Annotated in this window: 11 protein-coding genes; 5 read left to right on the top strand and 6 right to left on the bottom strand. The window is 73.8% G+C overall.

The window, feature by feature from the left end; translation table 11 throughout:
- Positions 1-11: 11 nt before the first annotated feature.
- A complete protein-coding gene (locus ACX27O_RS23080) occupies positions 12-2,861 on the bottom strand; it encodes a BTAD domain-containing putative transcriptional regulator (RefSeq protein WP_458940058.1) in 2,850 nt (949 codons plus the stop codon).
- Positions 2,862-2,950: 89 nt separating this feature from the next.
- Entirely contained in the window at positions 2,951-4,936 is a 1,986-nt protein-coding gene (locus tag ACX27O_RS23075; RefSeq protein WP_051708115.1) for a potassium channel family protein, read from the bottom strand.
- A gap of 95 nt (positions 4,937-5,031) precedes the next feature.
- On the opposite strand from ACX27O_RS23075, the gene ACX27O_RS23070 reads away from it, so the two are divergent.
- The 4 genes from ACX27O_RS23070 (at position 5,032) to ACX27O_RS23055 (ending at position 9,045) form a co-directional block, all read left to right on the top strand.
- Positions 5,032-5,520 (top strand): MSMEG_6728 family protein, encoded by a 489-nt coding sequence (locus ACX27O_RS23070; protein WP_030327842.1) that lies wholly within the window; start codon positions 5,032-5,034, stop codon positions 5,518-5,520.
- Between the two features lie 45 nt (positions 5,521-5,565).
- Positions 5,566-7,113: an FAD-dependent oxidoreductase gene (locus ACX27O_RS23065; RefSeq protein WP_210861045.1), complete on the top strand. Its 1,548-nt coding sequence runs from the start codon at positions 5,566-5,568 to the stop codon at positions 7,111-7,113.
- Positions 7,114-7,180: 67 nt separating this feature from the next.
- The gene (locus ACX27O_RS23060; RefSeq protein ID WP_051708116.1) at positions 7,181-8,389 is read left to right on the top strand and encodes a hypothetical protein; all 1,209 of its coding nucleotides are present in this window, start codon (positions 7,181-7,183) and stop codon (positions 8,387-8,389) included.
- A 212-nt stretch (positions 8,390-8,601) separates the two neighbouring features.
- Positions 8,602-9,045 carry an HNH endonuclease gene (locus ACX27O_RS23055; protein WP_210863624.1) on the top strand — a complete coding sequence of 148 codons (444 nt, stop codon included), beginning with the start codon at positions 8,602-8,604 and terminating at the stop codon, positions 9,043-9,045.
- Between the two features lie 71 nt (positions 9,046-9,116).
- Here ACX27O_RS23055 and ACX27O_RS23050 read toward each other — a convergent pair whose 3' ends face one another.
- The 3 genes from ACX27O_RS23050 to ACX27O_RS23040 all read right to left on the bottom strand — a co-directional run bounded on the left by ACX27O_RS23050 (position 9,117) and on the right by ACX27O_RS23040 (position 12,212).
- Positions 9,117-10,706, bottom strand: a complete 1,590-nt coding sequence (locus ACX27O_RS23050) for a serine/threonine-protein kinase (RefSeq protein WP_458940057.1) — start codon at positions 10,704-10,706, stop codon at positions 9,117-9,119.
- A gap of 78 nt (positions 10,707-10,784) precedes the next feature.
- Positions 10,785-11,375 (bottom strand): hypothetical protein, encoded by a 591-nt coding sequence (locus ACX27O_RS23045; protein WP_156057237.1) that lies wholly within the window; start codon positions 11,373-11,375, stop codon positions 10,785-10,787.
- A 63-nt stretch (positions 11,376-11,438) separates the two neighbouring features.
- Positions 11,439-12,212: an enoyl-CoA hydratase/isomerase family protein gene (locus tag ACX27O_RS23040; protein WP_358124696.1), complete on the bottom strand. Its 774-nt coding sequence runs from the start codon at positions 12,210-12,212 to the stop codon at positions 11,439-11,441.
- Between the two features lie 356 nt (positions 12,213-12,568).
- Between ACX27O_RS23040 and ACX27O_RS23035 the strand changes: the two genes are divergently transcribed.
- Complete coding sequence (locus ACX27O_RS23035; RefSeq protein ID WP_458940056.1) at positions 12,569-13,141, top strand: hypothetical protein; 573 nt, start codon at positions 12,569-12,571, stop codon at positions 13,139-13,141.
- Here the strand turns inward: ACX27O_RS23035 and ACX27O_RS23030 are convergent.
- Positions 13,138-13,782 carry a histidine phosphatase family protein gene (locus tag ACX27O_RS23030; protein WP_030327850.1) on the bottom strand — a complete coding sequence of 215 codons (645 nt, stop codon included), beginning with the start codon at positions 13,780-13,782 and terminating at the stop codon, positions 13,138-13,140. The two genes, ACX27O_RS23035 and ACX27O_RS23030, sit on opposite strands and share 4 nt — an antisense overlap.
- Positions 13,783-13,819: the final 37 nt, after the last annotated feature.

Here is a 13,819-nt window from a genome sequence, read left to right as displayed (position 1 = left end):
TCGCTGACGGGTCACGCACGCTCCGCTGACGGCGGCGCACCAGGGCCGGCCTTCTCCGCCTCGGTGATCTGTTCGAGAACGAACATGATCTCCGTACGGGTGGCGTCGCCGACGTACCAGCCGGTGAGTCCGCCGGTCAGCGCCGCTTCGCAGAACCGCCTCGCCTCGGCCAGGTCACCGCGCAGCCGGGCAACCTGGGCGAGGCCGAGCCGGGCGCCGGAGACGAACTCCGGTGCGCCGCTGCGCTGCGCGAGGAGCAGGGCGGCGGCGAAGTCGTCGCCCGCGGCGCCGAGGTCACCGGCGCGCAGCCTGATCTCGCCCCGGGTACGCAGCATGTCGGCCCGGTCGACAGTCGATTCGAGTTCCTCGGCCAATCTCATGGCCTGGTCCATGTGTGCACCCGCCGCTTCCGGATCGTCACGCCAGGCGGCGAGTTCGCCGAGCACGCCCAGCGTGATCATGGACCCCCAGCGGTCCCCGGCCTGCCGGAAGCCGTCGAGTGCGGTCTCCAGTGCCGTCGCGGCCTGGTCCCACCGGCCACTCCACATCTGCGCCGAGCCACTGCCCATTGCGCCCAGCGCGTTGATCCACACGTCGGAGCCGACCAGCCGCCGCAGCTCCCGCATCAGCTCGTTGACGTGCTCGGACCCGCCGGACGGCGGTCCGGCCGAGATCCCGGACAGATACAGCAGGAAGGGTTGCCGGGGCGGACGGTCGAGACTGCGGATGACGGAACGCTGCGTCGTCAGCGAGTCCAGCGGCCCCGATCCACCGAGCGAGGCGTTGTAGACGCAGAGCGTGTACTCCTCGCGCAGCGCCGCAGGCGCTTCGGGGCCGAGCACACCGAGGACGTCGGCCGCCAGCCGGGCCCCTTCCCCGCGCATGCCGCGCAGCCACCAGTAGAACGACAGGGCGGCGACCATCCCGGCCGCGTCGGACGCGTCACCGGCGGCCGTGGCCCGGCGCAACGCCGCGTGCAGGTTGTCCCGCTCGGCGTCGAGCAGTCGCAACCAGTGCAGCTGTTCGGCGCGCCGGAGGTGGTCGCTGGCGGTCCAGGCGAACTCCAGGAAGTACGCGGTGTGCGCCCGACGCAGGTCGTCGGCCTCGCCCGCGTCGGCGAGACGCTCGGCGCAGAAGGCCCGCACCGTCTCCAGCATCCGGTACCGGCCGCCGGACATCTCCACGAAGGACTTGTCGACCAGGCCGGTGAGCGCGTCCACGAACTCCCCGCCGGGCAGGCCGCAGACCCGTTCGGCCGCTTCCAGCGTCGCGCCGCCGGCGAAGACGGTCAGCCGGCGGGCCAGTCGGCGTTCGGCGTCGCCGAGCAGGTCCCAGCTCCACTCGACCACGGCCCGCAGTGTGCGGTGCCGGGGCGACGCCGCCCGGCTGCCCATCGACAGCAGCCGGAACCGGTCGTCGAGGCGGGCGGCCACCTCGGCGACGGGCAACGCGCGCAGCCGGGCGGCGGCCAGCTCGATCGCCAACGGCAGGCCGTCGAGGGTGCGGCAGATCCGCAGCACCGTGTCGACGTTGGCAGCCGTGACGGTGAAGTCGGGTGCGACGTCGGTGGCCCGCTGGGCGAAGAGGCGGACGGCGGCGTACTCGTCGGCGTCCAGCGCGGACGCGCCCGGCGGTGGCACCGTGAGCCCGGAGAGCGGGCACAACGCCTCACCGGCCAGCCCGAGCGGTTCGCGACTGGTGGCCAGCACCCGCAGCGTCGGGCACGCGCCCAGCAACCGGGCGGCCAGCCGGGCGGCGTCGGCGATGACGTGCTCGCAGTTGTCGAGCACCAGCAGCAGTCGCCGCTCGGCGAGCGCCTCGACCAGCCGGTCGGTGGGGTGCCGGCCCGGCTCGGCGGAGGCGCGCAGACCCGCGTCGCGCAGGCCGAGCGCGCTCAGCACCGCCTGCGGTACGTCCGCACCGTCGGCCAGCCCGGCCAGTTCGACGAAACGGACCTCCCCGTCGACGTGGCCGGCGGCCTCGATCGCCAGGCGCGTCTTGCCCGCGCCGCCGGGGCCGGTGAGGGTGACGAGCCGGCGCTCACCGAGCAGTTCGCCAACGCGCTTGAGCTCCTCCTCCCGCCCGACGAAGGTGGTGAGTTGACCGGGTAGCACCGGTTGGGCGGACCCGCGTTCCGCACCGCGCAGCACCGCCAGGTGGATCGCGGCCAGCCCCGCCGACGGGTCGACGCCGAGCTGCTCGGCCAGGATCTGCCGGGCGTCCTCGAACTCGGCCAGCGCCTCCGCAGGCCGACCCACTGCGGCCAGGGCCCGCATGAGCTGACCACGCGCCCGCTCCCGCAACGGATGCGCGACCACGAACTCCCGTAGCTCCGCGATCAGTACGCCGTCCGCGCCCAACGCCAGGTCCGCCTCGACCCGGTCCTCGACGGCGGCCAACCGCAGCTCGTCCAACCGGGCGGCCTGCGCGGAGGCGCCGATGGCATCGGCCAGCGCAGGGCCTCGCCACAGCTCCAGCGCCTCGCGCAACAGGGCCGCCGCCCGGCTCCAGTCGCCGTCGACGAGCGCGCGGCGTCCCGCCTCGGCGAGCCCTTCGAACCGGTACGCGTCGACGTCGTCGGGATCCACGGCGAGGCGGTAACCGGCCGGGTGGAACTCGACCGGGTCGTGCCCGACGGGCAGGGCCTGGCGCAGCCGCGACACCTGGGACTGCAACGCGTTTGCCGCTCCCCGGGGCGGATGCTCCCCGTACAGGCCGTCGATCAGCCGTTCCGCGGAGACCACCCGGCCCGCGTCGAGCAGGAGCAGCGCCAGCAGGGTGCGCAGCCGCGGACCGCCGACGGGGACCTCGCGCCCGTCGGCAAGCACCACCTGGGTCGGCCCCAGGATGCGGAAACGCATGCCATGGATTGTCGCGCAGTGCCGGCCGGTTCCCACGGCCCGACCAGCCGACCTCACGGATCGGGAGGCTCAGCCGCGTCGGGATGGCGTCAGCCCTCCTCGCGGGTGCCGTCATTCCGGAGGGGCAGCTCACGTCCGTCGGGTTGGTCGCCGTTGGTCGCCCAGGGCGCCTCCCCGGCGGCAGGAACGGGATGCGCCGCGCCGGGCGCCGAGGCGGCGACCTCGGAGTCGGTCGGGCCCGGCACCGAGGGGGGTGCCGCCGCCGTGGCGTGCACCCCGCCGTGGACCGCCCCGGCCGGTCGGGGGATCGGGCCCGGTCGGGCCGGCGGGGCGCACTGCCGGGTCAGCCAGTCCAGCCCGCGCCGCCGGGCGACAACGGTCAGCCGGTCACCCGCGAAGATCACCTGCCGGGGGTCGAGGTCCTTCCACCAGATCGTCTTGGCACCGCCCGCCGGGGTGCGTGCGATCAACCGGACCTGCCCGTCCCGGTTGACCACGTCCAGCGGCCGACCGTCCAGTTCGGAGCCAGCGGCGACCGGCACCTCGGCGACCGGCAGCGCGTGCCTGTCGACGGGGATGGTGGTGATCACGGCGCGTTCGGTGAGGGCCCCGATGAAGGCCGGTGCGGCCAGGTAGGAGACCGACCGGGACACCCCGAGGGCGAAGGTCTCCTCCACCCGCTCGGCGAAGTCACCGTCGAAGAACCGCAGCACCACCCGCAGGTCGTTGCGGAGGTCGCGAGCGGCGAGCGCTGCCTCCAGGTTGGCCACGTCGTCGGTGGACGCCACCACCAGCGCCTGACAGTCCGCCACCGAGGCGGCCACCAGCGTCTCCGGCAACGCGGCGTCGCCGACGATGAGCGGCACCTCCAGTTGGCGGGCCAGTGCCGCACCGCGCGGCTCCGGGGCCTTGTCGATCGCCACCACCTCGACGTCGTACTCGCGCAGCTGCGCCATCACCCGGGTGCCGACGTTGCCCAAGCCGATCACCACCACGTGCCCGACCCGCGCCGGTTGCAGCCGGCCGGTGTGCAGGGCCAGCCGGGCGTTGACGATGCCGTCCACCACGACCGCGGTGATCAGCGGGATCAGCGCCAACCCGGCCAGGTTGAGCACCACCTGCATGATCTGCGCGTCCGGTGCCTTGGTGGTGTCCGGGTCGGCGCCGCTGAGGGTGGTGACCAGCGTCAGGTACAGCGCCTCCAACGGGGAGACGTCCTCGGCCCGGGAGATCAGCGCCCCCAGCACCGCCATCAGCGCGAGCACCGCCATCACCGCGACGCCGATCTTGCGGGTGGCGAAGCCGCGAACCGCTCCCATCACCACAGCGACCGGACGACGCCGCCGGCGCGCGCGAACCAGCCGACGGGCGGCGACCTCGGTGCCCGGGGGCTGCCCGGTCGCCTCGGCGAGCACCAGGTCCGCGCCGGCCTGCTCGGCGGGCAGCAACTCCACGCCCTGCGCCTCGGTGAGGTGGGCCAACGCGCAGACCACGTCCTGCGGTCGGACGTCGGCTCGCCGCGCCACCCGCAGCGTCTTGTCCCGATGCTGGAAGGAGCTGGGGTCGACCTCGTTGAGCGCGGCGGCCACGAAGGCCGGCGCGGCCATCTCGGCGTCGGAGAGCACCTCGACCGGCGCCTTCAGCAGTTTGCGTACGCCGTCGGCGAGGGTGCCGTTGAACATCCGCAGCACCTGGCGGACCCGCTGGTCGACGGCCTGCGCGCAGAGCGCCGCGTGCAGGTTGCCGACGTCGTCCTGGTTCAGCAGGGCCAACCCGGCAGCCCCGGCCAGACCGGCGGCCTCGAAGGTGTCCACGTCCAGCCGGTCCGAGCGGACCACCCGGACCCCACGCAGCCCGGCCACGTCCGGCCCGTTGCTGCGGTAGCGCTCCGGCACCACGACGGTGACCCGGGCCCCACCGGCCGGCAGGTCGGATTCGAGCATCGCCCGAGCCACGTAGTAGGCGAGGGCGTCCTTCCCGCAGATCACGTAGTGCGGGCGCGGATCACCGACGGATCGCAGCCGCCAGTTCCACTCGACCGCCCGTCGCGCCCGGTCCCGCCACGGCTCCGCCATGCCCGGATCGTAATCAGCACGGCCATGCTGGGCGACCCTGTCCGGATCATCCCCGGGCCAGGCATGCCCACTCCGACGGCGGGTAGAGCAGCGCCATGCAGACGTTCCTCCCGTACCCGGGCTTTCTGGCCAGCGCCCGCACGCTGGACCAGAAGCGGCTGGGCAAGCAGCGGGTGGAGGCCATCCAGGTGCTGCGCGGGCTCACCCGACCCGGGTACGGCTGGCGCAACCACCCGGCCGTGAAGATGTGGGCCGGGTACGAGGAGGCGCTCGTCCGCTACGGGTTGGACATGTGTGCGGTCTGGACCGAGCCGGGGCGGGCCGACACCTGTGCCACCACGATGACCGTCGACCTCACGGCCGCCTGCGGGCCGGGTGTCATCCGGACCCAGGACGAGCTGGCCGAGGCCGGTGAGCTGCCACCCTGGCTGGGCCGCGACGACCTGCACCTGAGTCACCGTTCGTCGCTGCTGCGCAAGGACCCGGCGCACTACCGCCCACTGTTCGGCGACGACGTGCCAGACGATCTGGAGTACGTCTGGCCCGCCTCCGACCGCCCCCGCCGATGCCTGCCGACCGACTAGGGCTCTGAACAGGCCGTTGGGCCGCAGGTGGGGCAGACTGGGCCCATGGCGCTGTCGCAAGTGGTAGGTCGGCTGATCGGCGTACGGCAGCACCTGGTGGACCCGGGCGGCGGTGGCGCCGACCGGGTGCCGCGACCGACCACGGCGCTGGTGGTGGGTGGCGGCATCGCCGGCATGTCGGCGGCGGTGGTGCTCGCCGAACGGGGTGTGGCGGTCACCGTGCTGGAGGCGGCGCCCACGCTGGGCGGTCGACTGGGTGCCTGGCCGGAGGCGCTCCCCGACGGCAGCCAGCAGAACGAGCACGGCTTCCACGCGTTCTTCCGGCAGTACTACAACTGGCGGTCCATCCTCCGCCGGGTCGACGGTGACCTGGGCTTCCTCAAGGCCATTCCGGGCTACCCGATTCTCAGCGAGCAGTGGCCCACCGAGGAGTTCGGCAAGCTGCCCCCGGCACCTCCGGCGAACCTGCTCGCGTTGCTGTTGCGCAGCCCCAGCCTGCGTCTGGCCGACCTGCGGGTGATGGATCGGGACGCCGCGCTGCCGCTGCTCAGCTACGACCCGGTGCGCACCTACGCCGACCTGGACGACACCACCGCCGACGAGCTGCTGGCGTCGTTGCGACTGCCGGACCGGGCGCGGGCGATGCTGTTCGAGGTCTTCTCGCACTCGTTCTTCAACCACGAGGCGGAGATGTCGGCGGCCGAGATGGTCGCCCAGTTCCACTTCTACCTGCTCGGCAACCCGGAGGGGTTGGCCTTCGACTGCCCTGACGAGGACTACGCCACGGCGATCTGGCAGCCGCTGACCCGGTACGTGGAGAAGCACGGCGGTCGGATCCTCACCGACTGCGCCGCCACCGGGGTGCACCACGACGGCGAGGGCTGGCGGGTGACCACCACCGACGGCGGCAGCCACCCGGCCGGCCACGTGGTGCTCGCCGTCGACCCACCGGCGCTCGCCGCACTGGTCGCGGCCTCGCCGGACCTGGCCGAGCGGGCACCCGAGCTGGCGGCACGGATGCCCACCTTCGGCACCCCCGGCCCGCCGTACGCGGTGGCCCGGTACTGGTGTGACGGGGACGTCGCCGCCGAACGCGCGGTGTTCAGCGGGGTGTCCCGGCAGCCCACTCTGGACTCGGTGACGCTCTACCACCGGTTGGAGAACGAGTCGCGCCGCTGGGCGCGGCAGACCGGCGGGTCGGTCATCGAGCTGCACGCGTACGCCTGCGAACCCGGCGTGCCGGCCGAGGAGTTGGCCGAGCGGATGCGCCGCGAGCTGGTCGCGCTCTGGCCGGAGGCCGGCGACCTGCGGGTCCGCGAGCTGCGCGCGCGGGTGGAGGCGCAGGCGCCGGCTTTCACGCCGGGCAGCCACTCCTGGCGGCCGGGGGTACGCACCGACGCGACCGGCGTCTACCTGGCCGGGGACGGCATCGCCACGGACTTCCCGAGCGCGCTGATGGAACGCTCTGCCGCGACCGGGATCATCGCCGCGAACCACATCCTGCGGGCCGAGGGCGCCGCCGCGGAGCCGGTGCGCTCGATCCGGCCGCGTGGGCTGCTGGCCGGCAGGCTGAATCGACAAAACACCACATAAGCCCCGGCACGCTGCCGTACGCTCGAATGATCAACCGTCGATCGGCCGGGCGGGAGGGCAGCGGGAGATGTCACCACTGCACCGCGCCGGCGCGGACCACGGCTCGTCGATCGACGAGATCGGCCGCGACGACACGTACCCGCTGATCCGCGACGAGCGCGCCTGCATCGTCACCGCGCTGCGGCTCGGTTGGTGGATGGCGGACGCCTACCACCACGGGCAGCAGGCGCAGCCCCGCGCCTTCGCGGAGACCCGCCCCGCCGTACCGCCGGCCAAGCTCTCCAACCTCACCGAGATGTCCGCGCACCGACGGATGCGGATGTACCTCGACGGGGTGGACGTCGCGGTGGCCCAGATCGTCGAACTCACCCGGCACACCGGGCCGGTGCCCGACACCTCGGCCGCCCGGACCCTGCTACCCGACCCGGGCCAGCCGGACCCCGCCGACCCGGTGCCGCTGCTGCTCGCCCTCGACGACCTCAACGTGGAGGTGCTGCGCTGGGCGATGGCCGCCAACCACCGGGTCGGGCTGGCCTACCGGTTGGGCCGATCAGTGGCCGACACCGTCCGGGCCGGTGATGTCACGCAGCTGCTGCGGCAGTTCGGCGGCCGGCACGTCCAGATCAGCCGGTGGCTGGACGAGCTGGCCAGCGTGCTGCCGCCATACTCGGCCGCGGTGGTGCGCCGGTCGCTGGCCGACTGGGCGAGCGCCGTCGACCGCGCCGGCCACGGCGACCCGACCGAGCCGACGCCGGCCGCGCTGAGCCGGGCCCTACGCGGCCAGGGTGACCTCTGGCGGGACGTGCTGACCGGCGGCCTGCACCCGCGCGACCTGCTCGACGAGGAGGACTACGCGGTGATCGCCAGAAACCTGATCATCCGGGACCGGCGGCTGGTGGCGCAGGCCGCCCGGGGCATCTTCTGGCCGGTGCTCGTACCCCTGCTGTTGGTGCTCTTCGCGGTCGTCGGGGTGAGCGCCGCCGCGGCCGCTGGCTCACCGACCACCCGGGCCACCGTCGCCCTGGTGGGCCTCGGCGCCGGGCTGGCCGCGATCTGGCGCTCGGTCTCCGGGCCCGCCCTGGCCGTCGCCGGTGAGGTCAACCGGCCGCTGCTGGACAGCGAACTCACCACCAGGATGGCCCTGCGGCTGAACCGGCCGCTGACCACCGCCCGGGTCGCTGTGAAAGCGGCACCCCGCACCCGCCGCCAGCGGCGACCCGAAGACACCGGCCGATCGAAATACGTTGCCCGGGTCTCCCGCGTCGACCTACCGTGAGCGCGCACTGTCAACCACCGCCGCGGGAGCAGCACATGACGATGTCGCACGTCACCACCGTGCCGTCGACGCTGCCCGGTGACGGTTGCCGAGCGGAAGGTCCCCGGGCGGGCCGGCCCGACTGACGCGTACCCGTACGCGCGGAGCCGCCCCGTCCGACCACTGGACCGGGCGGCTTCTTGCTGTCCGCCACCAACCGGAAAGGAGTCCCGGTGGACGCCGTCCTCGTCATCAACGCCGACCTCGGCCCGCTGCACCGGGTCACCGTCCAACACGCCGTCCGAATGCTCTGCCGTCGGGTTGCCGAGATCCACGAGGCCGAGCCGGACCGGGTGATCGGGGTCTTCCCGATGCCCCGGGTGGTGCGGCTGGTCCGCTACGTGGTCACCCGGTGGAGGTTCAACTCCGGGCCGGCCTGGTCGCGCGCCGGTGTGCTGCGCCGCGACGACCGGTGCTGCGCGTACTGCGGTGGGCCGGCATCCACCATCGACCACGTCCTGCCCCGCTCACGCGGCGGCCGGAACACCTGGCGGAACACCACGGCCGCCTGCTACGCCTGCAACCAGCGCAAGGGGGACCGGACGCCAGCGGAGGCGGGCATGCCGCTGCGCCGGGAGCCCGTGAACCCGGGCTGGGGGGTGCTGGCCGGGCGGTGATGGACCGGCCGGCGGGAACGGGGGGCCGCGGCCCGGGTACGTCCTGGGCGCGGCACCCGCCGGCCCCCCATTCAGACGTCGCGTTCCTTGACCGTCGACCTCAGGTGACCACCGGGGCACTGCACCCGGATCTCGCTGCGGTGCTCGGTGGAGGTCAACCCGACAACGATCTGCTTCGCCGGCCCCGGGTCGTACGCCTCGGCCCGGAAGCCAGGCGCGAGCGTCACCGCGAGCACCTCGACCGTCTTCCCCACGCAGCGGACGGTGACCGTCCCGCCGCGTCCGGCGACGGGTACGCCAGCGCCGGGGGTGGGAGTCGGCGCGACCGTGGTCGGGGTCGGGGTCGGGACTCCAGTGGTGGCGGTCGGGCCGGGGGCCACTGTCCCGCCCGGACCGGTCGGGGGGCCGGTCCGGGCGGCGGTGGCGGTGCTCCTGGTCCGCGGTACGGCGGACGGCCCGACGTCGACCGGGTCGGTCGGCTCCTCGGTGCTGGGCATCCCCACCGTGGTGGTGCCCGGGCCGCTGCCGGCCGGCGCGGCGCCCTGTCCGGGCCGACGGTTGCTGGAGTCGCCGAGCGACCCGGCCAGCGCCACCGCGGCGATAACGGCCCCGCCGACGGTCAGGATGGCGCGGCCCCGACGCCACGGAGGACGCCGCACCGGCACCGCCGAGCCGCTGCTCGGCCTGGCGCTGCTCGGCTTGGCGCTGCCCGTCCCGGCGCTGGCCCTCTCGGCGTTGCTCGACGTCGCGGTCGCCGGATCGGCGCTGGTCGGATCGGCGCTGGTCGGACTGGCGCTGGTCGGACTGGCGCTGGTCGCCGTTGGTTCGACGGCGGCCACTGCGGGTGCGGCCGCGCTGGCGGCGGCGAGCAGGATGCGGGCCGCGTCGGCTGCCGACGGCCGGTCGGCGGGGTCGCGAGCCAGGCACCAGCGGTAGAGCCGGTGCACCTCGGGCGGCACGCCGTCGATCGGGGGCAGCGGGTCCGGCTCGACGTGGGTGTGCGCGCGGAGCATCCCGGTCTGCGCGTCGGCGGGCCAGGGCAGTCGGCCGGTGAGCACCCGGTGCAGCAGCAGGCCGAGGGCGTACACGTCGCTGGCCGGCAGCACCTCGCCGGCCAGCAACCGCTCCGGTGCCAGGTACGCCGGTGTGCCCAGCAGCCGCCCCTCGAAGTCGATCTCCGGCGCGCCGGCGGCTGCCGCGATGCCGAAGTCGAGCACCTTCGCCCCGGTCGGCGTGAGCATCACGTTGCTCGGCTTGATGTCGCGGTGCACCAACCCCTGCTCGTGCGCGGCGGCGAGCGCCGAGCCCACCTCGGCGCACACCCGCAACCCGGCGCGCGGCGGCAACGGACCGACCACCAACCGGTGTTCGAGGGTGTGACCGCCGAGCAACTCCATCACCACGAACGGGACCGCGACGCCCTCCAGCGTCGACTCGCCGTAGTCGTAGACGCTGGTGACATGCGGATGCGACAGCCGGGCCGCCGCCTTGGCCTCGCCCCGGATCCGCTGTCCGGCGTTGCTGTCCGAGGCGACCAGCACCTTCACCGCCACGTCCCGTTCGAGCACCTCGTCGTACGCCCGGTGCACCGCCGACATGCCGCCACTGCCGAGACGCTCCAGGAGCCGGTAGCGGCCCGCAAGCAACTGATCACGCTGCACGACGGACAGCCTGCCGTACCGGCCCGGCGTGGGGCCACCCGGGATCGAGGTATCGCGATGATTGGACGCGGGCTTCGGCTATCGCCCGCCGAGATCCGGGTGGGCCCGCAGGAACGCCTCCCCCTGGCGGGCAGCCCGAAGGACCAGCACGATCAGGACGGCCCAGATCACCACCAGCAGCCCACCGATCACCACGTGGAACGGCGCGAACCCCAGGAACGCCTGACCGGCACCTGTCATCGCCAACCCGGCGATGACCAGCACGAACCAACGTTGGGCGATGGCCTGACGGGCCGTCTCCACGAGGAGGGCCGGGTCCTCGCCGGGCTCGGGTGTGCCGCGCCGAACCTGCCGCCCCAACCGTCGGCGGCGCGACCAACTGAGCGTCGTCAGCGGTGACTGTCGACGGTTGGCGCGATACCGGCCGGTGCGTACGGCCCACACGATTGCCACGATCTCGACGCCCAGGCCGAGCAGACACAGGGCCGCGCCGAAGGTGCTCGCCCAGCGCGGCGGGTCGCCGTCGAAGATGCCGGTGTCCGCACCGCCCACCGCGCTGCCGATCACCAGCCCGCCGACCACCACGACCAGCAGCACGACGGCGAGAACCGGACCAGTTCGACGTCTTCCCCGTCCGGTGCGCTCCGGTGGCGTCGCCGGTGTGTCCATAGTGGCCCCCCGATCACCGTGTGGAGCGGGGACTACCCATCGACGCGGGAAGCTGAAACGCGGTCAGTCGCCGGTCGGTGGTCGCCAGGCGAAGCGGGGCGTACGGCGTTCGGCGACGGCCGCGACACCCTCCCTGGCCTCGCCCGTGGTCGTCACCTTCCGGTGCCACCAGGCGATCCGCGCGGGTTCGGCCCGATCGTCGATGATCTCCTTGGCGGCGGCGATGCTCACCGGTGAACGCTGGGCGATGGTGGCGGTCAGCTCGTCCACCCGCGCGGCGAGTCGGTCGGCCGGCAGCACCTCGTCGACCAGGCCGATCCGCAGCGCCCGCTCGGCGTCGATCAGCTCGGCGGTGAACAGCAGATGCTTGGCGGCGGACGGACCGATCAGCCGGGCCAGCCGGCGCGTCGTCGGCGCCGGATAGACCAGCCCGAGCCGGGCCGGCGGTACGCCGAACCGGGCGTCGTCAGCGGCGATCCGCAGGTCGCAGGCGACCGCCAGCTGTGCCCCACCCCCGACGCAGGCGCCCCGGACGGCCGCGACCGTCGGCTTGGCGAATCGGGCCAGCCGTTCCTCGGCGGCCACCGCGATGCTGGTGTCACCGGCGTCCAACAGTTCGGCCAGATCACCGAGGTCGGCACCGGCGCAGAAGGCGTCACCGGCACCGGTGAGCACCAACGCCCGTACGTCGGGGTCGGGCTCCAGCCGGTCGAGCAGTTCGGGGAGCTGACGCCACATGGCCGCGGTCATCGCGTTGCGCCGAGCCGGGTTGTGGATCACCACTGTCGCGACCGGTCCGGTCACCTCGACTGTCAACTCCGCATCCGACACGCCCACCTCCTCATCCGCGCCACAGTGCGCGACGACGCCGACCGACCCGCGACGCCGACCTGGCCGCGACGCCGCAGGCCCGGTCGCCCCGACGCCGCACGCCCGGTCGCCCGGTCGCCGCGACGCCCGACGCCGCACGCCGAAGCACCCCGACGCCGCACACCAACCCCGGCGACCATAATCGCGCCGACCCGCGACCGATCGGCCAGGCTGGCCCGCCGCACGCGTGGTGCTGGGCAATCTTGGACAGTTTCCGTTGGCGCGTAACGGAAACTGTCCAAGATTGCCGGAAACCGAGCGAGGCACGGGCCGAGGACCACCGTGCGGCTCGGATATCGACGGCGCCCGTTCGGGGGAGGCCCGTGACATGGGAACCGACGCTGCGGGCCGCGCGTCCGACGGGGATGAGAGCCACCTCGACAACCGGCGTCACAGTCGCGCTACTGGTCACCCTGCTGGCCGGGTGCACCAGCACCGACCGGGCCGGCACCGCCGGAAATCCTCCTCCGAACACCCCCGCCCCGACGGCCACCGTCCCGACCGCCGGCACCCCAACGCCCGGCTCCACCCCCACGGCCGCCAGTGCCGCAGCCGCCCAGGTGACGCTGCGGAGTTCGGGCGGCTTCGCGGGCCGCGGCGACGTCGTGACCGTCGAGCCGGACGGTCGGTGGACCGCTGTGGACCGGGCCGGCAGCCGGCGCACCGGTCGGCTCAGCCCCGCCGACCTGGGCAGCCTGACGGCTCTGGCCGCCGACCCCCGGCTCGCCGTCGAGGCGGGGCAACCGACCACCGCTACCAATTGCGCGGACGTGATGCACTACCGCCTCACCGTGGGCAGCACCGAAACCGGGTACGCCGACTGCCCTGCCGAGGGGCCCCCGCCGCCGGCTACGCAGGCCCTGGTCAAGCTGCTGCTGCGGGCCACCGGCACCTAGACCAGGTAGTCCGGGGGCAGGCCGGTGCCCCGCAACTCCGCCGGAAGGTGGGCGACGTCGTTGACGGCGATCAGGTTCGGCGGGCCGGAGGGGCTGTACCGGATGACGGTCAAACCCGCGTTGTGCGAGTTCAAGCCCAGCCACCGCTGCTCCGGCGCGTCGAGGGCGTGCCGCACCAGCCAGCCGATCAGAAAGGTGTGCGTCACGACCAGCTCGCGGACCGGCTCGTCACCGGCTGTCGCCCCGGTGGCCGGACCGGCGAACCGACGCACGGCCGCCGCCGTCACCTGCGGCCCGTCGACCCGCTGGGCCGCCGAGAACTGGGCCAGGAATGTCGCGTACGCGGGCGGCAGGTCGGTCGGGTCCGTGTCGTGTGGAAGGTGGTCACCGGCCAGCTCCGTCTCGTACACCGGAACATCGGGCAGTGACGTGGCGATCAGCGCGGCGGTCTGCGCGGCCCGGCGCAGCGGCCCGTGGTGGACGGCGGCGAACCGGCGGCCGCGCAGGCGTTCGCCGAGCAGGGTGGCCTGCTGCCGACCGCGCTCGGACAGGCCGGTGTCGGGCTCCTCGGCGGTTGAGCCGTTCAGCTCGGACAGGTCCTGCTCGGCGTGTCTGGTCAGGTACAGCAGTCGCGTCGCCATGGCTGACACCTCAACACACCGGGAGGCACGGTCGCGA

This window comes from Micromonospora sp. SD19 (assembly GCF_054462275.1).
The sequence above is the reverse complement of the archived record's forward strand: the minus strand, read 5'-3'. Positions and strand labels throughout refer to the sequence as shown.